Annotated in this window: 21 protein-coding genes; 6 read left to right on the top strand and 15 right to left on the bottom strand. The window is 54.7% G+C overall.

Translation table 11 applies throughout. The features are described 5' to 3' along the window. Positions 1-233: 233 nt before the first annotated feature. The 3 genes from DW133_RS06570 (at position 234) to DW133_RS06580 (ending at position 2,615) form a co-directional block, all read left to right on the top strand. Positions 234-1,091 (top strand): competence protein CoiA, encoded by an 858-nt coding sequence (locus DW133_RS06570; protein ID WP_118275851.1) that lies wholly within the window; start codon positions 234-236, stop codon positions 1,089-1,091. A 226-nt stretch (positions 1,092-1,317) separates the two neighbouring features. Beyond that, positions 1,318-1,671 carry a hypothetical protein gene (locus DW133_RS10195; protein WP_147408891.1) on the top strand — a complete coding sequence of 118 codons (354 nt, stop codon included), beginning with the start codon at positions 1,318-1,320 and terminating at the stop codon, positions 1,669-1,671. Beyond that, positions 1,635-2,615, top strand: coding sequence for an FAD-binding protein (locus DW133_RS06580; RefSeq protein WP_118275853.1), 981 nt, complete (start codon positions 1,635-1,637; stop codon positions 2,613-2,615). The genes DW133_RS10195 and DW133_RS06580 overlap by 37 nt, the downstream gene beginning before the upstream one ends. A 27-nt stretch (positions 2,616-2,642) precedes the next feature. On the opposite strand, the gene DW133_RS06585 is transcribed toward DW133_RS06580, so the two are convergent. The 3 genes from DW133_RS06585 to DW133_RS06595 all read right to left on the bottom strand — a co-directional run bounded on the left by DW133_RS06585 (position 2,643) and on the right by DW133_RS06595 (position 4,200). Then, complete coding sequence (locus DW133_RS06585; RefSeq protein ID WP_158571140.1) at positions 2,643-3,458, bottom strand: copper resistance protein NlpE N-terminal domain-containing protein; 816 nt, start codon at positions 3,456-3,458, stop codon at positions 2,643-2,645. 56 nt (positions 3,459-3,514) lie between these two features. Further along, complete coding sequence (locus tag DW133_RS06590) at positions 3,515-3,844, bottom strand: hypothetical protein (protein WP_118275855.1); 330 nt, start codon at positions 3,842-3,844, stop codon at positions 3,515-3,517. Positions 3,845-4,029: 185 nt separating this feature from the next. Then, positions 4,030-4,200 (bottom strand): hypothetical protein, encoded by a 171-nt coding sequence (locus tag DW133_RS06595; RefSeq protein WP_199588833.1) that lies wholly within the window; start codon positions 4,198-4,200, stop codon positions 4,030-4,032. Between the two features lie 309 nt (positions 4,201-4,509). Here DW133_RS06595 and DW133_RS06600 point away from each other — a divergent pair, with 309 nt between their 5' ends. Next, positions 4,510-5,265: a TSUP family transporter gene (locus tag DW133_RS06600; protein ID WP_233542132.1), complete on the top strand. Its 756-nt coding sequence runs from the start codon at positions 4,510-4,512 to the stop codon at positions 5,263-5,265. A gap of 146 nt (positions 5,266-5,411) precedes the next feature. Here DW133_RS06600 and DW133_RS06605 read toward each other — a convergent pair whose 3' ends face one another. The 4 genes from DW133_RS06605 to DW133_RS06620 form a co-directional block, all read right to left on the bottom strand. Next, positions 5,412-6,251: a transporter substrate-binding domain-containing protein gene (locus tag DW133_RS06605; protein ID WP_118275857.1), complete on the bottom strand. Its 840-nt coding sequence runs from the start codon at positions 6,249-6,251 to the stop codon at positions 5,412-5,414. A gap of 39 nt (positions 6,252-6,290) precedes the next feature. Then, a complete protein-coding gene (locus tag DW133_RS06610) occupies positions 6,291-7,022 on the bottom strand; it encodes an amino acid ABC transporter ATP-binding protein (RefSeq protein ID WP_118275889.1) in 732 nt (243 codons plus the stop codon). Positions 7,023-7,041: 19 nt separating this feature from the next. Further along, positions 7,042-7,710: an amino acid ABC transporter permease gene (locus DW133_RS06615; RefSeq protein WP_118275858.1), complete on the bottom strand. Its 669-nt coding sequence runs from the start codon at positions 7,708-7,710 to the stop codon at positions 7,042-7,044. Positions 7,711-7,948: 238 nt separating this feature from the next. Continuing rightward, on the bottom strand, positions 7,949-9,418 hold the full coding sequence (locus DW133_RS06620; RefSeq protein ID WP_118275859.1) for an RNA-guided endonuclease TnpB family protein: 1,470 nt from the start codon (positions 9,416-9,418) through the stop codon (positions 7,949-7,951). Between the two features lie 1,128 nt (positions 9,419-10,546). Between DW133_RS06620 and DW133_RS06625 the strand changes: the two genes are divergently transcribed. Further along, the gene (locus tag DW133_RS06625) at positions 10,547-11,917 is read left to right on the top strand and encodes an ISL3 family transposase (RefSeq protein WP_158571141.1); all 1,371 of its coding nucleotides are present in this window, start codon (positions 10,547-10,549) and stop codon (positions 11,915-11,917) included. A gap of 234 nt (positions 11,918-12,151) precedes the next feature. On the opposite strand, the gene asd is transcribed toward DW133_RS06625, so the two are convergent. The 4 genes from asd to leuC all read right to left on the bottom strand — a co-directional run bounded on the left by asd (position 12,152) and on the right by leuC (position 16,638). Then, positions 12,152-13,285 carry an aspartate-semialdehyde dehydrogenase gene (asd, locus tag DW133_RS06630; RefSeq protein ID WP_118275861.1) on the bottom strand — a complete coding sequence of 378 codons (1,134 nt, stop codon included), beginning with the start codon at positions 13,283-13,285 and terminating at the stop codon, positions 12,152-12,154. Positions 13,286-13,405: 120 nt separating this feature from the next. Then, on the bottom strand, positions 13,406-14,482 hold the full coding sequence (gene leuB / locus DW133_RS06635; protein WP_118275862.1) for a 3-isopropylmalate dehydrogenase: 1,077 nt from the start codon (positions 14,480-14,482) through the stop codon (positions 13,406-13,408). A 38-nt stretch (positions 14,483-14,520) separates the two neighbouring features. Further along, positions 14,521-15,183, bottom strand: coding sequence for a 3-isopropylmalate dehydratase small subunit (gene leuD, locus DW133_RS06640; protein WP_118275863.1), 663 nt, complete (start codon positions 15,181-15,183; stop codon positions 14,521-14,523). Positions 15,184-15,216: 33 nt separating this feature from the next. Then, a complete protein-coding gene (leuC, locus tag DW133_RS06645) occupies positions 15,217-16,638 on the bottom strand; it encodes a 3-isopropylmalate dehydratase large subunit (RefSeq protein WP_118275890.1) in 1,422 nt (473 codons plus the stop codon). 235 nt (positions 16,639-16,873) lie between these two features. Between leuC and DW133_RS06650 the strand changes: the two genes are divergently transcribed. After that, on the top strand, positions 16,874-17,536 hold the full coding sequence (locus DW133_RS06650; protein ID WP_118275864.1) for a response regulator transcription factor: 663 nt from the start codon (positions 16,874-16,876) through the stop codon (positions 17,534-17,536). On the opposite strand, the gene DW133_RS06655 is transcribed toward DW133_RS06650, so the two are convergent. From DW133_RS06655 to DW133_RS06670, 4 genes are read right to left on the bottom strand one after another with little or no spacing between them, the layout of a single operon-like run. Beyond that, positions 17,533-19,395 carry a HAMP domain-containing sensor histidine kinase gene (locus DW133_RS06655; RefSeq protein ID WP_147408893.1) on the bottom strand — a complete coding sequence of 621 codons (1,863 nt, stop codon included), beginning with the start codon at positions 19,393-19,395 and terminating at the stop codon, positions 17,533-17,535. The genes DW133_RS06650 and DW133_RS06655 overlap by 4 nt on opposite strands. Before the next feature lie 24 nt (positions 19,396-19,419). Next, complete coding sequence (locus tag DW133_RS06660; protein ID WP_158571142.1) at positions 19,420-20,406, bottom strand: LD-carboxypeptidase; 987 nt, start codon at positions 20,404-20,406, stop codon at positions 19,420-19,422. 17 nt (positions 20,407-20,423) lie between these two features. After that, the gene (locus DW133_RS10200) at positions 20,424-21,365 is read right to left on the bottom strand and encodes a nucleoside deaminase (protein WP_233542133.1); all 942 of its coding nucleotides are present in this window, start codon (positions 21,363-21,365) and stop codon (positions 20,424-20,426) included. Positions 21,366-21,399: 34 nt separating this feature from the next. After that, on the bottom strand, positions 21,400-22,572 hold the full coding sequence (locus DW133_RS06670; RefSeq protein WP_118275867.1) for an iron-containing alcohol dehydrogenase: 1,173 nt from the start codon (positions 22,570-22,572) through the stop codon (positions 21,400-21,402). Position 22,573: the final 1 nt, after the last annotated feature.

Raw genomic sequence — 22,573 nt, forward strand, 5'->3', positions numbered from 1 at the left:
AAGTAAGCCTTTTAAGAAGAATTATATGATTTATTTAGCTAAGCAATCTTATCTGCGTTAGGCTGGCGAGAACAATTAACTCGGTTAGATCAGTAAGAATTTTTAGCCTTGTTATCTTAACAAAAATTTATTTGCGATAAATATTTTTCGTTTTGAAACTTGAATTATTTATTTATGGGATATATGATTGATTTTGTTCTTTGATGGTTCGAACAAATTAATCAGGAGTTGTTATGCTATTAGCTCTCCCCTTAAATTCCAACGCTGACAACCAAAAAATTAGGGCAACCAAGTCCGGGCAACGAGGTCTTTGTCCAGCCTGCATGCAAGAGGTTTATTCTCGTTGCGGGAAATATCGGATCAAACACTGGGCGCACTTTCCTAATTGCAATTGCGTTGTTCAGTGGAAGCCAGAAACGCCATGGCATCGGCAATGGAAGTCAGAATTCCCTGACGAGTGGCAGGAGGTTGTTCATCACGATGAGAAAACGGGCGAAAAGCATGTTGCAGACGTCAAGCTTCCGACTAATTTAGTTCTCGAATTTCAACATTCCTCAATCTCGGAAGGCGAGCTTCAATCACGTAACAATTTTTACAAAAATCTATTTTGGGTCGTTGATGCGCGATCTTCTTTCGAAAATTTTCTAAAGGAAATGTCACTTCCTGACAACTTTGTCAAAGCGAAAATAAAAATGAAAGCAGTTCCTTTGGTCCCTATTCGAGACTGCTGCATCATTAGTAATCCTGAGAAAGTTTTTCCTAAGAGATGGTTAAACTGCACTGTCCCTGTCATTTTCGACCTGAGCGGAAAGGAGGATTCATGTGATGATAATGTGGAGACGCTAGACAAAATCAAAACTCTTAATCCTAAGATATCAGACTTTTACACCTCCATATTGTTTATTCGTCAAACGCTGTGGCTACTTCTTCCAAGAGCTAATCAGCAGGATCCAGTAATGGCACTTGCTATACATCGAAATGATTTTGTAGAAACCCTTCGTTCTAAGGGACAATTATTTGCCCCTTTCGCAATTTTGTCGCTTTCTGAGAAGAAAGTGCTGCCACCTATTCGTCGAAAGTTTCATTTCTGAAGTTTGCACTTTCATCCTTGCGGCAAGTGTTCATTCAACCTTCGCCGCGTTTTGTTGTGTTCCGTTTCCACACTCTGCCCATTCGGCTTCCCTCTTCTTCCTCTGTTTTTATCCCTATCCCCCGTTTGGGGGTATCGGTTCGAACTAGTTCTTTCGAAAATTCGGCTCAGGAAGGACGCCTGCAATGTTCGGCAGGCGCCTGATTACAAAAAAAGAGGAAACAACAATGAATCGTCGCAAATTCCTTCTGAGCTCTACGGTTGCCGCCGCAGCTTCCGCTTCCCTTCCCGCTTTGGCAAGCACGACTGAACGCTTCTCCACAAAACAGCGTCCGGTTGACACGATGAACCGCATCGAAGGCTGGACTCAGGGCAAGGTCAAACCCGTTAAGGTTCGCAATCTCATGATTGGCGAAGGTCGACCGAAGATCTTTGCTCCGACGACCGACAAGACTATTCGGCTCTCAAGTGGCTCGAATCCACAGGTGTCTTTTTCGGTCCGGTTTTTACCGCGAAGTCAGGTCTGCATCCGCGATGCTTTGCAATGCCCGGCAACTCCGCAGGCCGCAGCTATGTGCTAGCCATGGCGCGATGCGTGAGAGACGCCGGTGCCGCATTCCGACTCAACAGCCAGGTGGTGGGCTTTGAAAGAATCTCTTCGGGCGGCTGGATCGTGAACGTGAAGGAATCTGCCGGCGGCAAAACAACATCGAAGACCTATGTTGCGAAAAGCCTGGTGATTGCTTCCGGAGGCTTTACAGCAGACCGTAAGCGCTGCGCACGAATTGATCCGCGTCTGACGGCCGAAGTGCACACGACCGCCAATCCTTACGGTACCGTCTGGGACGGAGCGACGTCTGAGATTTTGGACGCCGCACAGGCCGTGGGCGCCGCGGTGACCGACGGCTTCGGCCTGCAGCTTCTGCCCTTCTGGGGCGGTCGATTGCTGGACTACGACGGCGGCGACATCTATGTGAATGCCGCCGGCGAACGGTTTGTGAACGAATCCCTTCCTTGGAAGGTCATCACCGACAAGATGCTTGACCTTGACGACCGCAGCTGCTGGGTGATCACGGACGCCCGATCGCACAAGGGCGCCATGCTGGGGCTGAAGCTCATCAACGGCATTGTCTATAAAGCCGACACCATCGAAGAGATGGCTAGCCGTATGCACGTCCCCTCCCCGGTTCTCAAAAAGACGATCGAGACCTACAACAAGAGCGTGGATAAGGGGTACGACGAGGCCACCGGGAAGACGATCTTTTCTCAGCGCATCGAACAGCCGCCTTTTTACTTCGGCAAGGAGTCAATCTACATACACACGACGCTTGACGGCATCCGCACGGATGAGCACGCGCGTGTTTTGTCGGTGCAAGGGCTGCCGATGCCGGGGCTCTTCGTGGCAGGAGAAATCGCTGGCGGGATCTTCGGCACTGACCGACTGGGCGGCGCGAGCATGACCAACTGCCTTGTGATGGGGCGACGTGTCGGTAAAAATGCGGCGATCAACGCCAGAAAAGGTTGACCGCCGCGAACCGGTTGCACATTAAGCTCATTGCTTCTTGCTCGTAGGCTTGAGCGTGTAATTGAGCTTCGAGTCGATGCGCTTGAAGTCTTTGGTGAGCATCGTGAGCGTCTGATTCATCGGGTCATAAAGGAAATTGGCTTCGGGTTTGCCGTCGTCTCCCACAAGTTGCCACACCGTGGCGTCCTCATCTTCCGTCGTACCGCGCTGGGTGAGGCGTTTGCCGATTGACTCAAACGTCACGTCCTTACCCTTTTCCGCTTCCAGGTAGGTCATCGCAAGGTGATACGCTCCGTCGCCGCTATAAGAGCGGTGGCGCACCGTGAGCTGATAGCGGATGCCGGGGCAGGAAGCCGCAGGCAGCACGCCTTCGAAGTATTCCTCTTCCCACGGACCGAGCGACGCGTCCACGTCAGATTTGGACTGCGAGGCAATGAGTTTCATGCGCTTTTCAATGGTCCAAACACCGTCTTTGTGACGCAGATTCTTGGTGTCGTCGTCTTCCACATTCCAAACGTAGCCGCCTTTGGGCAGTGACCGGCGCTGCAATGTCTCATGCTTCTTTCCGGCGTCTGAATACAGGTGCGCGAGCTTTCCGTCGGGACTGAAGAGCACGTAGAAGTCCGAAAACCGGGCGTCGACCGAGCCGATGCGAATCGCCTTGTCAAAGAGCGTGTATGCCGTGACCGTTTCGTTGGCCTTAAGGATCGGTTCTTCGGGAACAACCGTCTGCACGATCGGCATTAGTGCCGATTTCTCCATGACGGGCGGTGTAGTTTGTTGAGGTGCCGTACATCCGGCCAACACGACGCAACCGATCATTGCCAACGAAAGCTTCTTCATATTTTTGACCCTCGACGAAAAACGCGGCAAGTTGGACTCGCCGCGTCGATACTGCATCAGACGTTTTCGTTCGTCTTGTCCGCACTCTTATTTCGCCCGAATGCCTTCCAGGCGAGCCAGACAACCGCAATCAATAGTGCAACCGTCAGTAAACCACCAAAGCCGTGGAACGGAAAACCGAAGTGCCCGAAACCGTGGTGCATGACATCGCCGAAACGCGTTAGCCAGTCGCAGCCGATTCCGAAGTGAAATCCGCCGGGGCCTCCCGGCAACAAAAACCAAACAATGGCGCCGATGGCCAGGGCGATTGCGAGAAATTTGGCGGGCAGCTGAATCAACAGAGCAACGAGACCTGCCAGAAGCAAGAGTTCGAAGAAAAAGTGCATGGTGAAATCCCGAAAGTATTTGCTGAGAACAATTATCACCTCAAATTGCGACAATAACTTCGAGCTTTACCTAACTTTGCCTTTCTTTGAGTTTCGTACAGTTATGGATGCCATGGAGAAACGATAGACAAAAAGAGCGCCGAGGTATTTGATTTGGAAACACCTATCGACGCTCTTCAAAATTGTCACTGAACTTGCTTTTGTTGTTCTGTGTTATAGCGAGATCCTACGATTGGAATGGCAGCCACTGTTTTTTCAAGTTCTTCCCACTCGGATTGCTCCAGCTTGAAGTCAAGCGAGCGCAGGTTTTCTTCCAGATGCGAAAGTTGGTGGTTCCGGAAATCAGAACGATCCATTCTTGCCAGTACCGAGCATGCTGAACGGATGCGGCCGCTATTGAGAGGACTGCGACAACAAACTTCAGAAAGCCTCGGCGCTTCGTGACTACCGCGGTTTTCTTTTCGGTCGTTGTTCTATCTCTGCAGAGACGGCTTCATGGGCACAGACGAGAAAGGCGTTGAGATAGCGGTGACAAAGCGAAAAGCGCGGCATGGCAAAACAGACATCTGGCAGAAATATCTTCTCGGACAAGCCTATCACAGCGCTAGCCTGCAGATTACCCCGGTGTTAGACTGATTTCGTTACACGTTTCGTTCTGTATCGAAATGGATTTCAATACTCTGTTGGTTGTTTGTCCGCTGGTCTTTCTCGGCGGCTTTGTCGACGCCGTCGGTGGCGGCGGCGCTCTGATTGCCGTGCCTGCATATCTACTGGCAGGCATCCCGCCGCATATGGCAATCGGTACCAACAAACTCTCAAGCTGCATGGGTAAGGCCGCGTCGATCTTCAAGCTCGCCCGCAGCGGTTTTGTGGATTGGAAGCTCGCCCCTCTTCCCGTTTTGGTTTCCTTCGTCGGCAGTTACGCGGGCGCGTCCATTGCTTTGAACCTTCCGCCGGAAGTCTTTGAAATTATCCTTCTGGTCTTGCTACCGATCGTTGCCGCAATTGTTTTGCGCAAACGTAAGCACGACTCAGAACATATCGATATGCCGTATTCCAAACGAGTCGGCATATTGTCTTCCTGCGCTTTTGTGTGCAATGCCTACGACGGGTTTTATGGTCCCGGTTCCGGGACATTCCTTCTCGTGTCTTTTTCCACATTCGGCGGCTTGGATGTGCGCGAAGCTTCCGGTCAAACAAAGGTCGTTAACATTGCCGGAGCCGGTGCAGCGCTGGTGACTTTCGCTCTGGCAGGACAAGTCGACTGGCATCTCGGATTGATTGCCGGGCTCTTCGGAATTGCCGGGCATTATCTGGGTGCAACGCTTGTCGTTAAAAACGGCACTGCAATCGTTCGGCCCATCATTCTCGTCGTGCTGCTTGCTCTTTTTGCCAAGACGCTTTGGCAATACTTCGTATAAAAGGACCACTTTCACAGAAGGTAGATCTTAGTGTATCGAGTTTGATTTGCATCAAAGATTTACACGGTTTTCCTTCGGATCCCGTAAATATTTACACGGAATCCGAACATAGCGCGTGTTTTAGCCGTATAGAAGCCGTTTTGCTGTCACGGTTGCTTCGTGATGTCAATTCCGAAGAATTGCACCGAAATCTTGCCCAGTTCACCTGAGGTTCGCAGTTCTGCGATGGTGTCGTTGACAACCTTTCTGAGCGACTCAGTCTGCGGCGATTTCTTCAGAGGAATGCCGATTTCGCCAGCCTGCGGCGTATAGAGCGCAATTTTGATCTTGGCATCCGGATGAGCCTTGGTGTAGTCCAGGTATGTCACTTCCGAGTTGAGCGTCGCGTCGATGCGCCTGGAGCGTAAAAGCTCAAACGTCTGGTTGATATCGTCCACACCGATCACCTTGGCTCCCGCTTCTTCAGCAGCCAGAGCATAGGTGCTTGAAATGGTGTTGGCCGTCGTTTTGCCCTTGAGATCCTGCATAGTCTTGATGTCGGCGCGATCGTCGTTGACAATCACCGCGACGCGGTCATAGGCGTAAGGATCCGAGAAGCTGTATGCCTGACTGCGTTCCTTGGTGATGCCCACGCCGTTGATCATCAGGTCATAACGTCCCGCGTCAAGCCCCGCGAGCAGTCCGTCCCATTTGCCTTCGACAAACTGAGCCTTGACGCCGATCTTTTGGGCGATTCTCTCGCCGATGGCCACGTCAAAACCTGTGAGTTTGCCGTCTTTATCGTGATAGGTCCACGGAGACCAAGTTCCTTCCATGGCAATTGTGATCGAGCCGCGTGACTTGATCGTTTCCAGTAGATCCTGCGTTTGCGCTTGAGCTGTTTTTGCCGCAGGCTCAGGCTTAGCGTCTTCTCCGCACCCTGTCAGTGCCGCCGTCAATAAAACTGTGGATGCGAGCATCGTCAGTGTTTTGAGGTTTCTTGTCATACGTTTTTCCCTTTTCCAAATCGATTGTTTGCTGGGTGCTCAGGCAAGCGTTTCCAAAAATTCTTTTGTTCGGAGTTCTTTCGGGTTCCCAAAGATCGTCTGTGCGTCTCCTGCTTCCACCACATGCCCGGCTTCCATAAAGACAACTTTGTTGGCGACGCCTTTGGCAAAGGAGAGTTCATGCGTGACGACGACCATCGTGAGTCCCTGTTGAGCAAGCTCTTTCAGAATCGAGAGCACGTCACGCGTAAGTTCCGGGTCAAGAGCGGATGTCGGCTCATCGAAGTAAATGATGTCCGGATCGCCTGCGAGCGCTCGTGCGATGGCCACGCGCTGTTGTTGACCTCCCGAGAGCTCACTCGGATAGGCGTTTTCGCGGTGTGTCAGGGAAAAGCGAGCCAGTAGCTCATGCGCCTTAGCTTGCGCCAGTTCCTTTTTGATTCCTCTTCCGACGATCAGTCCTTCGGTGATGTTTTCAAGCGCCGTCTTGTTCAGAAAGAGGTTGTAGTTTTGAAACACGAAACCCGTGCGCTTGCGGATCCTCAGAACGTTGTTGCGGGAGATCTTCGCCAGATCAAACATTTCGCCCGCAAAGGTCAACCGACCGCCGTCGGCTTTTTCCAAGAAATTCAGGCAACGTAAAAGCGTGGTCTTTCCCGATCCGCTCGGCCCGATGATCGCGACCACGTCCCCCTTCTCGACTTTCAGGTCAATGCCATGCAATACGGGTGTGCCCGGAAAGGTCTTGCGCAGATTTTCAACACTCAACAGCATGCGATGCTCCTTTGTCTCAGCGGGAGACATAGGTTCTCAGGCGCTTTTCGCCGTAACTCTGAAGGCGCGTGAGGACTGTGCAGAAAATGAGGTAAATCAAGCCGACTTCGACATAGAGCAGCAAAGGTTCGTAAGTGCGTGCCACGATGCGCTGCGTTGTCATGAACATTTCCGTGACGGTGATGTTGGCAGCAAGCGATGTGTCCTTCACCATGGCAATGAGCGAATTGCCAAGCGTCGGGAAAGCCGTTCGAAAAGCCTGGGGCAACACGATTCGGGCGATCGTCTGCAGATAGCTCATGCCGCTGCACAGGCCTGCTTCAAGCTGCCCGGCGGGAACAGATTCGAGTGCCGCACGGATGGTTTCGGCGCAGTAGGCACCCTCGTTGACGGCAAAGACGACTACCGCGGCGACGAACGGATTGATCAGCACTCCTGCGTGAGGCAGACCGTAGAAGACGACGAAGAGCTGCACTAGAAGCGGCGTGCCGCGTGTGACCCAGATATAAAAGCGCGCGAGATCCTTCAGTACAGGCACGTGTGCGTACTGGATGAGCGCCACCACAACCGCGATGACGAGCGCTCCTGAAAAGGCGATCGCCGTAAGCGGAATGGTTACGGTCAAACCCGGCAGCAGAATTTGCCAGAAAGAATCGACAAAAAGATCGAATAGTGCAGTGTCCATTGTCAGTTCGTAAATCCGTTGAGCAGCAAAGTTGCATGCGTTTGCTGCCGACACCCGCACTTTAGGCAGTTACCACTGCCGCACTGTCATTTGAGTTTTGTTTTGAGACAAACGGACAAATAAAAGATATTGCGACGAGTGTCACACGGCCAAAGGCCCCTTGAATTGAAGCGGCACGGACTCGTTTGCTACCAAAGTCTGACAGTTGCGTAACGCATCTTTACAGTGACATCTCCCCTCACTTAAGTGAGGGGCTTCCTGCTTCACAGCGAGTTCGGCATCTGAGTTTCCCCAGACACCTCTCCGGCTCCACAGGCATAACATCGGCCCAGCCCGGACCTAGCTTTACATTTGTTGCCTTCGCTGGTTTCCCACGCAGCGTGGCTTTCACCTTTTTCGGTTCGAGTCTGCCTTCGCGGATCAGTTTCACTCCTGCCATCAGGATATTTCCTGCTGCCACATAATCCGCGTTCGCCGACTCAAATCCGCAGCTCACACAACGGAACTCCGACTGCGACGGTCGGTTCTTCCGCTCCACCCGACCGCACTTCGGGCATCGCTGAGAGGTGTAGGCCGGCTCAACCTTCATGACAAGTTTGCCGGCCTTTTTGGCTTTGTACTTCAAATATTCTTCCGTCTTCCCCCAACCGCTTGAGAGGATGGCTCGATTCAGTCCTGCTTTGGCTCGTGCGCCGTTAGGCAATGCTTTTGCGTTGTCATCGTATTTCGGCTCAGGTCTTTTGGTCATGTTTTTGACCCTCAAGTCCTCAAGCACAAAAAACTGCACTTTGTCGTCACTGACCAAAGTATGCGAGGTCTGATGCGCAAAGTCGTTGATGACATTCTTGCGATAGTCAAACGTCCGTGCCACTTTCCGACGCATTTTTGCCCTGTTACGGCTGCCTTTTTCGCAACGGGCCATGCGCTTCTGATAATGCTTGCGCTGACGTTCTTTGCGGCGGATCCTCTCCAGCTGATCCTTTGTCGGCGCATAAGGCTCGGGATCGTTACTTGTCTGAACCGGGCGCACGACACCTCGGTCGATCCCGTTTCCGCAGGCAATGAGTTCCTCTTCGGAGTATTGCCGCAGACGCTCAAGTATTTCCTTTTCTGTTTCGGGGAATCGCTCTTGTTCTGTCTCCTCGTAGCTCATGGAAACAATGAGCGCCTTGCTTGTCAGCGTCACGCTGACCATTGCCGGCACGACAAACTCACGGTGTGCCCGAAACAGAATCGTTCCGCCCGGAATGCGTGCGGATCCGAATCGCAGTTCATACCAACCTGCGCGACTTGTAGGTTTAATCGTAAAGTAGGCTCGCGTCAGCAGCAGATGACGATCGGCGTCTTTGATGGCGCGCAACTTGGGACGAGCAGCCAGTCCGGTTGCCGCTCTTTTTGAGGCCTGACAAAAACGAAAAGCACCGATGCCCAGAATTGCCGAGGGAACCTGAGACAACCACGGTCTTTGTGCCTTATCAACGAAATGCGCGTATTTCTGATCGGGTTTGGGACGCGCTACGCGGCACTCATTCCGAATCGGCTGCTTATGCCGTTCAGTTTCCGCTATCAGTCGGCTGAGGCTGTCAAAGAACCTCTGTTCCAGAACGCATTCGTTGTAGATAAACATCTGCCCGGCCGACCAGGTGAGGTAGGCCTCGCGTGCAGATGAATTCTTAAACCTGGCGGCAAATTTGCGTCCGGTGAGCATAGGGTTCCTTTCACGAGGAACTCAGTGTACAGACTACATTCATCTATTTGTTGTCTGCCTCCCAAAAAAATAGCGTCGGGGTTTTAGAGCCGCATTCCTCCCCTGCATGATCTCTGGACCACCCGCGCAAGTCAAGGCAAGAAAGCCTTAACGAATCCGTACGATCGTTCGTTGATTGCGTTGTCTTGAGCGCAAAAAGCTTAGTTTTTTAACTGTGATCAGCCGCTGCGTAGAGCTGAGGCAAGAGACTTATCCACATCCTCGGCCGCTCATCCTACTAAATGGGCCGTAGGCCGAGGTTGTGGATAAGTCGAGCCGTGCTGGATAACAACTATTGATTCCAAACGACTACGCAAACTGATCGCTTTTTGTGTTGAAGCTTCAAGATTGACCGTCTCTGCTTGCCAGCTCTCTTCATTTGTGTTTTGGAAGGCCGCTTCCAATTAATCTCTCAGGTCTGTCGACGATTCAGGTAACCGCCATGGCCAAAAATGAACTTCAGAAACCTTGTCCTTGCCAAATAAATTCAAATGCCATTATGGTAATCATTCAGGAATAGCTATCGGACAAGCCTTCGGAAAAAGGTCTCCTTATTTCAAATGATTAGATCCGGATTGACGGACTTCCTATCAGGCCGGCACCTCCTTGTTAAGCGGTGTTTCTAACGCCATTTCACTCCACATAGAGCGTGTCATGCCGGCTTTCTGAATATTGAATTTTTCGAGGCTTCGGGCATATCTGTGGGTAGAGGATGTGCCTGAAGATCCACCAAAGCTTTGCCGGACACGGTCTTGTCACAATTCAGTCAGCTAAAAATGTCGGAGCACGTTGTGTTCCGTTTTTTTTCGTTCGTAGCCGTGCTCTTGGCCCTGTCAAGCGATCGTGAAATACCGAAGGGAGGCGCAGCCGACCGAGGATATGTCGCGAAAGCGCTTGACCGGGCCAAGGCACGGCGATAGCCTCGGCTCGCGGAGGAGGCCTTCCGGCATCCTCCCGAGCCACGTGGCGGCGAACGCGGTGGGGGTTTGGGGGAGGCAGCGCCTCCCTCCAATCATTGCGGCGTATAAAAACACAAAAGCCATCGCATTCTGTACTGTTCCGTCTTCCACAACCAAACACACAAAAGCAATGGCTCGACCGCTCAGTGTATGCAAGCACTTCGCCCATGTCAACGAACAGGTTGTCATCGAGGACATGGATTTAAACGTTGATAAAGACGGTGTCGTCTCCGTCATCCTTGACGTACGACCGTACAAGCGGCATCAGCGTCGTTGCCCGCACTGCGGCAAACGCTGCCCCGGCTACGACTCGATGTCTGCATCACCTCGCCTTTGGCGTGCACTGGACTGCGGCGGCATCCTGCTGTATCTGCGCCATGCGCCGGGCCGGATTCAGTGTCCGGATCATGGTGTCGTTACCAGTGCGGTTCCCTGGGCCTTTCACGGATCGGGCTTCACCAAGGAGTTCGATTTACAAGTGGCCTGGCTGGCCAAGTACCTGCCTCGCTCAAGCATTGAAAAGCTCATGCGCATCGATTGGAAAACGGTCGGCCGCTGCGTTGAGCGGGCACAGCTTCATCTGGATCCCGATGCAGATAAGCGGCGTCTCGACGGGCTCGTCAACATTGGCGTCGACGAGACGTCCTATCGCAAGGGCCATAAATACATGACCGTCGTCGTCAACCACGATACCGGTGAAGTGGTGTGGGTGCATGAGAATCACGGTAAAAGTGTGTTCGAGAAGTTCTTTGAGGATCTGAGCCAAGAGCAGCGAGCAAGTATTCGATGTGTCAGCGGTGACGGCGCTCGCTGGATTGACGATTGCATCAAGCAATACGTGCCGCACGCGATACGCTGCGTGGATCCATTCCATGTCGTGCAATGGGCCGGCGACGCGCTCGATACGATGCGCACACAGATCTGGCAGTCTCTTCGAGTTGAGGCACGCGGAATCGAAAAACAGATCAAGAACAACGACGATCCTCAGGAAATCAGGCGTCTAAGGGCCGAGCAGCAAGTCCGTGAACTGCAGGCCACAAGCATCAAGCATTCAGCGTACACACTGGGCAAGGGAAAGGAAAATCTGACCTCGTTTCAGAGTCAAAGGCTTGCGCTCATAGCCGAAAGTCAGCCGGCGCTGTACAAGGCATATCAACTCAAGGAGCAACTGCGGATCATCCTCAAAATGCCCATCGATCAGGACCGCTATTTCTTGCAGAAATGGTACTGGCGAGCGTCGCACTCTCGCTCGCAGGTAATCAAGGACCTGGCTCGAAAGATTAAGCGGCATCAGGAGAACATCTTCAACACAATCCAAAACGGGTTGAGCAATGCCCGCATCGAGGCGATCAACAACAAGATCAAACTGTTGGTACGCCGCGCCTACGGCTTCAGAAACCTTCAGAACATGTTCGCCTACGTCAAGCTGATTTGCTCGAACGTGGATATCCCGCTACCGAACCGCCCCGTGGTGTCGCTTGACCGTCCCGTGGGGAGGTAGATTCTCGGTGCGTTTACCCACACTTATGCACGAAGAGCCTTTTTTTTCGGCGCCTTCTTCGGCGGCTCGAAAAGTAACCAGCGAATCCTTTCGGTTTCAACTCTCGTGAGTAAGCGCGTCAGTAGCCTCCAACGGACTGATGCGCTTTTTCTTGCTCCCAGCAAGAAAAAGCGGCTCTTCATTGTCTCGAATTTGCGAGGCGAAGAGCCGCTGTATCAGCGAAGTGATTGATCGTTAAGCCGCCTTGTACTCGCACAGAATGCGAAGCATACGGCGCAACGGTTCGGCGGCGCCCCAGAGCAACTGGTCGCCGACCGTAAAGGCGCTGATATATTCCGGTCCCATGGCAAGCTTGCGAATACGACCGATCGGAATACGGCGCGTACCGGAAATCTTGGCCGGAGACAGTTCCTCAATGGACTCTTCCTTACGGTTGGGAACCACGTAGGCCCATTCGTTGGCATTGTCGAGAAGGTTTTCGATCTCTTCAACCGAAACGTCCTTCTTGAGCTTAACCGTCAGAGCCTGGCTGTGGCAGCGCATGGCACCCACGCGCACGCATAGTCCTTCGACAATGAGCGAACCGGGTTCACCGTGAGCAGGCAGACCGAGAATCTTGTTGGCTTCGGATCCGCCCTTCCATTCTTCACGGGACTGGCCGTTACCCAGATCCTTGTCGATCCAGGGAATCAGGGAGCCCGCAAGCGGAGCGCCGAAAGCCGTCTTCGGGAAGTCGGCTGCGGAAAAAGCCTGCGTCACCTTGCGGTCAATGTCGAGAATGGCAGAACGCGGATCGGCAAGCTCTTCACGAACGCTGTTGGCAAGATACCCCATCTGAGAGAGCAGCTCGCGCATATTTTGTGCGCCTGCACCTGATGCAGCCTGATAAGTCATGGAGCTCACCCACTCGACGAGATCAGCCTTAATCAGACCGTCCAGAGCCATCAGCATGAGCGAAACGGTGCAGTTGCCGCCGATGTAGTCCCTGATGCCTGCGGCAAGGCTCTTGTCGATCACCGGACGATTGACAGGATCAAGCACGATGACGGCGTTATCCTGCATGCGCAGCGTGGAAGCCGCATCAATCCAGTAGCCATCCCAGCCGGACTCGCGCAGTTTCGGGTGCACTTCTTTGGTGTAGTCCCCACCCTGACACGAAATGATCACATCGCACTGCGAAAGCGCCGCCACATCCTTGGCATCCTGCAAGTCTTCGGCTGCGCCTTTGACATTGGGCGCCTTGGCGCCTGCCGCCGACGTAGAAAAGAAAATGGTCTTTTCCACATGCGCAAAATCGTTTTCTTCCAGCATACGGCCCATGAGCACACTGCCCACCATGCCGCGCCAGCCCACCATACCTAAAATCATGGCAATGTCTCCCTATCGTTTCAGTGCCGTTGTCGGGAACCGGATGCGCACATCGAGGGTTGTGCGCGGTATTTTGGAACGCAGGCAGCGCGTTCCCGTACGCCGCCCGTTCCTTTTGTTTTAGTGAATGGCTGCGGCGATGGCGTCGCCCATTTCGGAGCACGACACCTTGCGGCAACCTTCGCTCATGATGTCCCCGGTGCGTACACCGTCGGCAAGCACCTTTTCCACCGCCCTTTCGATGGCGTCGGCTTCGGCGTTCATGTCGAAGCTGTAGCGCAGCATCATGGCCGCGGAAAGCACAGTAGCGATCGGATTGGCAATGTTCTTGCCGGCGATGTCGGGAGCCGAACCGTGCGAGGGTTCAAACAGGCCCTGCTTTTTGTCATTGAGGCTAGCCGAGGCGAGCATGCCGATGGAGCCCGTGAGCATGGAAGCTTCGTCCGAGAGAATGTCGCCGAAGATATTGCCCGTGAGAACCACGTCAAGCGCCTTGGGGGCACGCACAAGCTGCATGGCGGCGTTGTCGACGTACATGTGTTCGAGTGTCACGTCCGGATATTGCTTGGCGACTTCAATCACCGTATCACGCCAGAGCTGACTCGTTTCCAGGACGTTGGCCTTGTCCACGCTCGTCACCTTGCCGCGGCGCTTGCGGGCGGCTTCAAATGCCACGCGTGCAATGCGTTCGACTTCGGGCACCGTGTAGCGCATCGTGTCAAACGCTTCAGGGGCTCCCGGGAAGTTGCCGTCCGGAGCCGTACGGCGGCCGCGCGGCGTCCCGAAGTAGATATCGCCCGTGAGTTCGCGCACGATCACCAGGTCAAGACCGGAGACCACTTCTTCGCGAAGGGTCGAAGCCGACGTCAGTTCCTTGAAGCACTTGGCCGGACGAAGGTTCGCAAAAAGCCCCAGGGCCTTGCGCAATCCCAAAATCGCCTGTTCCGGACGCAGATGGCGTTCGAGATGATCGTACTTGAAGTCGCCCACGGCTCCAAACAGAATCGCGTCGGACTCCTTGGCAAGCTTCAGCGTGGCTTCGGGAAGCGGATGACCGTGATTGGCGTAGGCAACGCCGCCAACATCGGCGTATTCCATTTCAAAGTCGCAACCGAGCGCCTTGAGTACCTTGACGGCCTGTTCGACGATTTCCGGACCAATCCCGTCGCCGGGAAGCACTGCAATTTTCTTACTCATTTTTGTTTTGCCGTTGTTTGGTTTCTTGTGAAAAAGGTTCAGGCTTCGGTTTGCTGAAGCGTCGGAGCCAGCCAGGGCTTTTCAGCCAAACGCTTGGCTTCATATTCTTCAATCGCCTGCTTGTTGCGTGAAAGCGTAATGCCGATATCGTCAAAGCCGTTCATCATGGCCCAGCGGCGGAAAGGTGCAACGTCAAAGTGCGTGGACGCTCCGCTCGGTTCAATCACCAGCTGTTGATCCAGATCGACCGTGAGCTTGTAGCCGGGCGTCGCCTTGCAGTCTTCGAACAGACGATCGAGAACCAGCTCGGGAATCATCACGGGCAGCAGACCGTTTTTAAGCGAATTGGAATAGAAAATGTCGGCAAAGGACGGCGCGATGACGCAGCGGAAACCGTACTGCATCAGAGCCCAGGGCGCATGTTCGCGACTTGAGCCGCAGCCGAAGTTCTTGCGGGCAAGCAGAATGCTCGCGCCCTGATAGCGAGGTTCGTTCAACACGAAGTCGGGATTGAGAGGACGCTTGGTGCAGTCCATCCCCGGCTCTCCCTTGTCGAGATAGCGCCATTCGTCAAAGCAGTTGGGACCGTAGCCGGTACGGTAGATTGACTTTAGAAACTGCTTCGGAATGATGGCATCAGTATCGACATTGCTGCGGTCAAGCGGAGCGACAAGGCCGTTGAGCACAGTGAATTTTTCCATTTTTGTTTTCCTTATGCGTTTGCCTTGTGAGCGTTAAAAGAGTTTGGAGACGTCAACGAAGTGACCTTCCACGGCCGCTGCGGCAGCCATGGCGGGACTCACCAGATGCGTGCGCCCGCCTTTACCCTGACGGCCTTCGAAATTGCGGTTGGAGGTGGAGGCGCAGCGATCGCCCGGACTCAGACGATCAGCGTTCATCGCCAGACACATCGAGCAGCCAGGTTCACGCCACTCAAAGCCTGCTTCGATGAAGATCTTGTCCAGACCTTCTTTTTCGGCCTGCATCTTCACGAGGCCGGAGCCCGGCACAATCAGAGCCTGCACGACATTGGGAGCCACCTTCTTGCCAAGCTTCTTGACGACGTATGCCGCCGCACGTATGTCCTCGATGCGGGAGTTCGTGCAGGAACCGACGAAGACGTGATCGGGCTTGATGTCGGTGATCTTGGTGCCGGGCACGAGATCCATGTACTTAAGCGCGCGCATCTGACCTTCGCGCTTTACCGGATCCATTTCCTTTTCGGGATCGGGCACGACGCCGTCGATTGACGTCACCATTTCGGGCGACGTTCCCCACGTCACCATCGGACGAATTTCTTCGGCGCGCAGTTCGACCACGACATCGAAATGGGCGTCCGGGTCAGACACGAGTGTCTTCCAATAGGCAACCGCCTTGTCCCAGTTTTCTCCCTTGGGCGCCAGCGGTCGGCCACGCATGTATTCGATCGTCTTTTCGTCGACGGCAACAAGACCGGAGCGTGCGCCCGCTTCAATGGCCATGTTGCACAGGGTCATGCGGCCTTCCATCGAAAGCGAACGGATCGCAGAGCCCGCGAATTCAATCGTGCAGCCCGTTCCGCCGGCCGTACCGATCTTGCCGATGACTGCCAGAGCGATATCCTTGCCGGTGATGCCGGGGCCAAGCTTGCCTTCGACACGCACGAGCATATTCTTGTTCTTCTTGGTGATGAGCGTCTGCGTAGCAAGCACGTGCTCCACTTCAGAGGTGCCGATGCCGAAAGCCAGAGCCGCGCAAGCGCCGTGCGTTGACGTGTGGCTGTCGCCGCACACGACCGTCATGCCGGGCAGCGTGGCCCCTTCTTCCGGGCCCATAACATGGATGACGCCCTGCCCCTTGTCCATAAACGGGAAATAAGCGGCCGGACAGATGCTCTTCATGTTCTTGTCGAGGGTTTCGACCTGCAGCAATGCGATCGGATCGGTAATTCCGGCGAGTCCCTTCTCCCAACCCGTCGTCGGCGTATTGTGATCGGCCGTCGCCACAATGGAGGATTCGCGCCAGGGCTTGCGTCCGGCAAGCCGCAATCCTTCAAAGGCCTGCGGGCTGGTGACTTCGTGCATCAAATGGCGGTCAATGTAGATGGTGGCAGTACCGTCGCCTTCGGCGGTTACCACATGTTCATCCCAGAGCTTGTCGTAAAGAGTTTTTGACATGGGGCAATGTCCGAGAGTTTTAAGTTTTGATTTTGTTCTGAAATAGGCACTCATTACCTTGAGATAAAGGAAACAGAGCCGATTTTTGTAGTATGCCACGAGCGTCATAAATCGACATAAGCACTTCTGCTCAGAAAACGGAGGCTTTTGAAGTAACCTTTCAAATGACCTCAATTTCAGCCACGAAACTTTTAGAATTGAACATTCGGTAGCACCCTATGAACGTCCTTTTCATATGAACTTTCTTCTCGTCGACGACCATTCTCTGATTGTTCAGGCTCTTTCGGTTTTGCTCAAGGCAAAGTTTGAAGGAGCTCAAGTCTTGACCGGCAGCACGGCCGAAGATGCGCGAGCTCTTGTGCGCGAACACAGCGAAGATACGGATTTGCTGATTCTTGATCTGAATCTGCCGGGCGTGCAGACGCCGACGAGTCTTCTCGAAGAGTTGGTTCAGACCAACCCGGCACTCAAAATTCTGGTGCTCTCGGGCATCGTCGATCAGGCCAACATCATGCGCGTGCTGCAGCTCGGTGCCGCCGGATTCGTACCCAAGTCGCTCGATACAAATATGCTGAGCGATGCCATCACCTTCGTGCTTCAAGGCGGCGTCTATATTCCGACCCAACTTTTGAGTCAGAGTCAAAAGGAAGGATTCTTTACGGAAGCTGCCGTCGAGATGCAGCAGTCCACGCCTCAGGTCCGCCTTACGCAGCGCCAGCAGGAGGTGCTGCACACGCTCGCACGCGGTCTTCCCGTCAAGCGCATTTGCCGCGAATTGAATTTGTCGGAAGGCACAGTAAAAACGCACATCTCGGCCATCTACCGCGCCTTCGGTGCCCGCAACCGCACGGAAGCGCTCATCGCGGCTCGTCGTGCGGGCTTTGACGTCGTTCTCTAGTCCGTTGTCTTGCGGTTTTCCGCCACCGCTCGGCGCAGGGCGGAGGCAAGCGCTTCAGCGCCTGCCGGCTTTTGCAGAATCACGGGCATGGCTTGTCCTTCGTTGTCGGGATTGAGAACAAGCGTTCGGTAGGCTCGTGCAATCACGTCTTCGCTTACGGCCGTAAGCAGCACGCAGGGGAAGTTGCGCGCCGCGCCAATACGCACGGCGAAAATCGCCTCCAACCCCGTCATCACGCCTTCACCCAAGTTGTAGTCCGACAATAATGCGGCCAGATTACCGTCCTGGGCTTCGGTCACCATGCGACTGATGAATTCCTGAGAAGGCTCACGAGAAGAAACGACTGTTGCGCCCCAGCTGTGGATGATGGCGCTCACGGCATTTCGCACAATGTCGTTGTCTTCCAGAATGCCCACCACACCGCGCATGTCAAGGTCGGTGGTAAGCGGCAAACCGTCGGCGGCATGATCCGCCGCGGCGTTCTTGACGCTAGTAAATTCCAGACGAAACACCGAACCCCGACCCAGTCGGCTGCCGACGGTAATCGGAATACCCAGGCGCTTGGCTAGCCCGCTCACAATCGAGAGTCCAAGGCCATAACCGGTTTCGGAGTGTTTACCGGCCTCACCGCGATAGAAGGCCTCGAAAATGCGATGTCGGTCTTCTTCCGAAATACCCGGCCCCTGGTCGTACACACCGATCGTAATGCGGCCGTTTCGCAGACGGCGCGCCGCCAGCACAATCTTGGAGCCGGGCTTCCTGCTGTAGCGAATGGCATTGGTAATAAGGTTCGTCAGAATGCGCTTGACGAACAAGGGGTCCGTATGGACGGTAAGCGGCAGCGGACGAGTCAGGAAGAAAAATCCTTTGGAGGCGGCAACCGGAGCAAATTCGGCGGCAAGCTCGGCAAAAAGCTCCGCAACGCTCACATTTTCCATCTTGACGTCCAGGTGTCCGGTCTCAATGCGGCTGACTTCCAAAAGCTGCTCAACCAACGTCGAAATGTTTTGCGCGGTTGCACCAAGCTGCGCGATGACATCCTTGGTTTCGGGCGTTGATTGCATCTGCAGGATCTGCAGATAGATTCCCATGGCCTGCAAAGGCTGACGCAAATCGTGATTGGCGCCAGCAAAGAACTTCGCGCGTCGTTCGCTAGCCGCCGCAACAGCCCGCCGTTCGCTTTCGGCTCGCGACTTCTCACTTTTGAGTCGAGCCACCAAGCGTTCATTTTGAGCGTCGCGCGTCACCGCCATCACGACGACTTCACTTAAACGTCGGCCGCTGTAGAGAACAAAACAGATGAGTACGATGACGATCACGGTAAGTGCCGTCTGACCGATCTCCAGGGCACTCGTCAAGCCCAGCGTCAGGGGCCCCAGAGAGAGCAGCATCACGGCAAAGAGGCTGGGAATCCAGCAGGAATAAGCCGGCCACGACGCAAAAACGACGGCCACCATCACCGACACCAGCACGACGATGTCCATTGTGTCCTGTGTGATGAGAAAAGCAACGCCCGCAAAGCCCCAGACGATGCCGGTTGCCACCGACTGAATCATCCACTGCCTAAGCCATTCGCGAATGTGCGCCTCGCGCCTCGTATCGGCCAAAAAGCGCCGACGCAGACGCGCCCACAGCCAGACGGTGATCGTCAGAGCAACAAGCCAGGAGACCAGCATCACGTGATTGACAAGCGGCCAAAAACGCGCCGCAATACCCAAAGCTCCGATGATCTGCCCGGCAAGCGACACGGGAAGCAGTCGAAGCGACACATGAATCTGCTCGGAAAGAATGCGTGCGGTGGGGCGCTGCTGAGCGTCCATCCCCGTAAAAAGTCGCTTAATTGACTGCAGCCACTTCACTTTCGTTACTCTTCAAAATTGTCGTCAGACCCACCACAGCGGGGCATTTGCCTGTTGAGCACCGGGAAATTCGGTCGGCACCGGACAGTTGTCGGCTCGGATCACGAGCGTTTCATCGCGTAGGGTCACACGGCCCGACACGCCAAACGGCAGACACATCGTCGAATTGATGTGGCCATAGGGCAACCCGTACACCACAGGCAATCCGCATTCCGACATCGCATCCCTGAGCGTGTAGCGCCCCGCTCCTGATCCGGCATTGCGATCGGTTCCGGTAAAGTCTCCCGCGAGAATCAGCTTCTGGCGCTGCAATACGCCCGAGAGTTTCAACTGAGAAAGCATTCTCGAGACGCGCCAGGCCGGCTCATTGATGTCCTCGAGATACAGAATTCCGCCGTCGATTTGAGGGAAATACGGCGTACCGATTAGTGACGTAAGCACCGACAGATTGCCGCCCCACAAAACACCTTCGGCTTCGATCGCTTCGCCTTGCGCTACAAGCTTTTCCTCAAACAGCGGACGACTCATCGCCCTCATGAAAAATTCAACCCTCGTCTCATCGGGAATGGAAAAGGCTGCCGCAACCGGCCCCTGCCAGCTCGCCTTGCCGCACTTGGCATAAAGCGCAAGATTGATTGCCGTGAGATCCGACAATCCCATAAAGACTGCGTGCGAAGCCCCCACGCGATCCCAATTGATCCGATCCAAAATACGCGCCGTACCGCTGCCGCCGCGCAATGCCAAAACCAGATCGGCCTGCGGAGCACACATCGCCTCTTCAAAACCTGCCGCACGCTGCGCATCGGTGCCGGCAAAACTCTTGTCCACTTGTCGGACATTAGCGGCCTCTTTCACCGACCACCCCAACGCACGCAAGGCGTCGCTGGCCGCATCGATACGTTCGTGATCAATTCTTTCATCGCCGGGCACAACAGTGAGAGCACGCGAAGGCGCGCAAATCCACAATTCCGGCGCAATGACGGTTTCGGAAGAAGGAGTCTCGCAGATCATGTGCAGCACCTCCATCCTCAAGCCTGCGCTTTCTTACGTTTGGCCTTGAAGAAGTCCTGAAGAATCTTTTCGCACTCGGCGCGGCGTACGCCGGGCGTCATCTCCGGACGGTGATTCAAATGCGCTTTGGCGGCCACATCAATGGCGCCGCGCATGCCGCCGCAGTCGGGATCATCGGCGCCCCACACCACACGAGCCAGGCGCGCCAGACTGCAGGCAGCGGCACACATCGGACAGGGTTCCAGCGTCACGTAAAGCGTCGCGCCGTTGAGACGTTCATTGCCAAGCATCGCCGCGGCTTTGCGAATCACGAGCATTTCGGCATGTGCGGTCGGATCGTGACGAGTAACCACTTCGTTCATGGCTGCCGCTACGATATTGCCATCCATCGCAATGACGGCACCGACCGGCACTTCATCGTTGTCATAGGCGAGTTTGGCCATGCGCAACGCCTCCTGCATCAGGCGGCGATCCAACTCCGGATCGGTGCTCATCGGCTTTGGTGCATTGACCTCCCGGTTTTTGGCCTGAAGCTGAGCGCGCACCCGATGTCTGCGCCTGACGCGTTCTCCTTCAAGCTCCCGCCAGTACTCGACCACCGCATCGGTCGTCTCAAATTCATCCGAGACGGGCGCTGTAAAGCGCACGCCGTCGTCGGTCAGCACCACAAGTCCGCACCCCTGCATCCACTCGTAGATTTCCTCGGTGGTACCGGCAAGCCAGGCTGCGTGATGGCTGCGGAAAAACTCCAACCTCGCCAGGAACGTTTCCTGGTCAAGGAAATCGTCCTTGCCGGCTTGCGAGATAAAAAACAGCGCCGCCTGAAAGAAAATTTCCAGATCCAGCGGATTGCGAGTGAGACCGTTTAAAGAGACGCCGTTGCGTAGGCTCAGACGGTTGTAGTGTCCTGCGCTTTTGTTCGTAAAGCGGCCGGCTTGTGCAACATCGTTTTGAGACACGTGACGTCTCCTTATCGTCGGTTTGCAAAGTTGATTAGGCGGCAAGCATCAGAATCTTTTCGATGTCGCCCTGCGTGAGAGGCTTGAAGTGGCCGAGCGTACCGCCGGCAGCAGCTGCCGCGGCAATTTCCTTGACCGGCACTTCCTTGTCGGTGAGCTCATGCAGACGCGTCGGCAGATTCATCACCATCAGGAACGACGTGAGTTTGGCAACGGCAAGCTTAACCACTTGCTCGGGATCGGTACCTTCCGGAGCGTTAACGCCGAGTACTTCGTGGGCAAAGCGCAAAACGCGCTGCGGATTGGCGCTCCAAACGTAACTAAGCCAAGCCGGCGTCACAACGGCAAGGCCTGCGCCGTGCGTAATTTCGGCGTCCCAACCGGAGATCGCGTGCTCGATGCCATGGCAGGCCCAGTCTTCCTCAAAACCGAGCCCGAAGTAACCGTTGTGCGCAAAGCTTCCGGCCAGACCGATCTGAGCCCAGGCGTCGTAATCCTGGCTGTCGGCCATCAGCTTGGGGCCTTGCTCCATGATCACGCGCAGCGCGGCTTCGGCCTGCGCCGTCGTGTAATCGACAGCTGGCGTATTGGTAAAGTAGCGCTCCATGATATGGCTCATCATGTCGAAGACGCCCGCCGAAATCTGGTTCTGAGGCAGGGTAAAGAAAAGTTCGGGATTGATGGCCGAGACCTTCGGACGCACGAATTCGTTGCCGCAGCCGGCCTTAACGTTGCCGTTGGAAATCACCATACGAATCGACTGTTCGCTGCCCGCTGCCGGAATCGTAAGCACCGTCGCCACCGGCATAGCCGCCTTCGGCACGGCCTTACCGCAGAAGAAGTCCCAGACGTCGCCGTCGTAAACGGCACCTGCCGCCGCAGCCTTGGCCGTATCAATGACGCTGCCGCCGCCGACAGCAAGCACCGCCTCAATGTTTTCTGCCTTGATCACCTCGATCATCTCACGCACCAGATCAATGGTGGGATTGGGCCGAACGCCACCCTTGGCGATCACAGTCATGCCTTCTTTTTCAAAACTTTCCGTCACGCGACCAATCAGACCTGAACGAACGGCACTTCCGCCGCCGTAGACCAAAAGCACGCGGCCGGAGTCGCCTGCAAACGGCCGGAAGCTAGCCGCCACTTTCGTTTCGGACCCGCGGCCGAAAATGAGACGCGTCGGGTTGTAGTATGAAAAATCAAGCATT

This window comes from Sutterella sp. AM11-39 (assembly GCF_003472385.1).
Classification (GTDB): Bacteria; Pseudomonadota; Gammaproteobacteria; order Burkholderiales; family Burkholderiaceae_F; genus Duodenibacillus; species Duodenibacillus intestinigallinarum.

Bases quoted from the DNA above. Each gene is read 5' to 3' on its own strand.
- DW133_RS06570 (WP_118275851.1), top strand. From the start codon at position 234: ATGCTATTAGCTCTCCCCTTAAATTCCAACGCTGACAACCAAAAAATT.
- DW133_RS10195 (WP_147408891.1), top strand. From the start codon at position 1,318: ATGAATCGTCGCAAATTCCTTCTGAGCTCTACGGTTGCCGCCGCAGCT.
- DW133_RS06580 (WP_118275853.1), top strand. From the start codon at position 1,635: ATGCCCGGCAACTCCGCAGGCCGCAGCTATGTGCTAGCCATGGCGCGA.
- DW133_RS06585 (WP_158571140.1), bottom strand. From the start codon at position 3,458: ATGAAGAAGCTTTCGTTGGCAATGATCGGTTGCGTCGTGTTGGCCGGA.
- DW133_RS06590 (WP_118275855.1), bottom strand. From the start codon at position 3,844: ATGCACTTTTTCTTCGAACTCTTGCTTCTGGCAGGTCTCGTTGCTCTG.
- DW133_RS06595 (WP_199588833.1), bottom strand. From the start codon at position 4,200: ATGGATCGTTCTGATTTCCGGAACCACCAACTTTCGCATCTGGAAGAA.
- DW133_RS06600 (WP_233542132.1), top strand. From the start codon at position 4,510: ATGGATTTCAATACTCTGTTGGTTGTTTGTCCGCTGGTCTTTCTCGGC.
- DW133_RS06605 (WP_118275857.1), bottom strand. From the start codon at position 6,251: ATGACAAGAAACCTCAAAACACTGACGATGCTCGCATCCACAGTTTTA.
- DW133_RS06615 (WP_118275858.1), bottom strand. From the start codon at position 7,710: ATGGACACTGCACTATTCGATCTTTTTGTCGATTCTTTCTGGCAAATT.
- DW133_RS06620 (WP_118275859.1), bottom strand. From the start codon at position 9,418: ATGCTCACCGGACGCAAATTTGCCGCCAGGTTTAAGAATTCATCTGCA.
- DW133_RS06625 (WP_158571141.1), top strand. From the start codon at position 10,547: ATGGCTCGACCGCTCAGTGTATGCAAGCACTTCGCCCATGTCAACGAA.
- asd (WP_118275861.1), bottom strand. From the start codon at position 13,285: ATGATTTTAGGTATGGTGGGCTGGCGCGGCATGGTGGGCAGTGTGCTC.
- leuB (WP_118275862.1), bottom strand. From the start codon at position 14,482: ATGAGTAAGAAAATTGCAGTGCTTCCCGGCGACGGGATTGGTCCGGAA.
- leuD (WP_118275863.1), bottom strand. From the start codon at position 15,183: ATGGAAAAATTCACTGTGCTCAACGGCCTTGTCGCTCCGCTTGACCGC.
- leuC (WP_118275890.1), bottom strand. From the start codon at position 16,638: ATGTCAAAAACTCTTTACGACAAGCTCTGGGATGAACATGTGGTAACC.
- DW133_RS06650 (WP_118275864.1), top strand. From the start codon at position 16,874: ATGAACTTTCTTCTCGTCGACGACCATTCTCTGATTGTTCAGGCTCTT.
- DW133_RS06660 (WP_158571142.1), bottom strand. From the start codon at position 20,406: ATGATCTGCGAGACTCCTTCTTCCGAAACCGTCATTGCGCCGGAATTG.
- DW133_RS06670 (WP_118275867.1), bottom strand. From the start codon at position 22,572: ATGCTTGATTTTTCATACTACAACCCGACGCGTCTCATTTTCGGCCGC.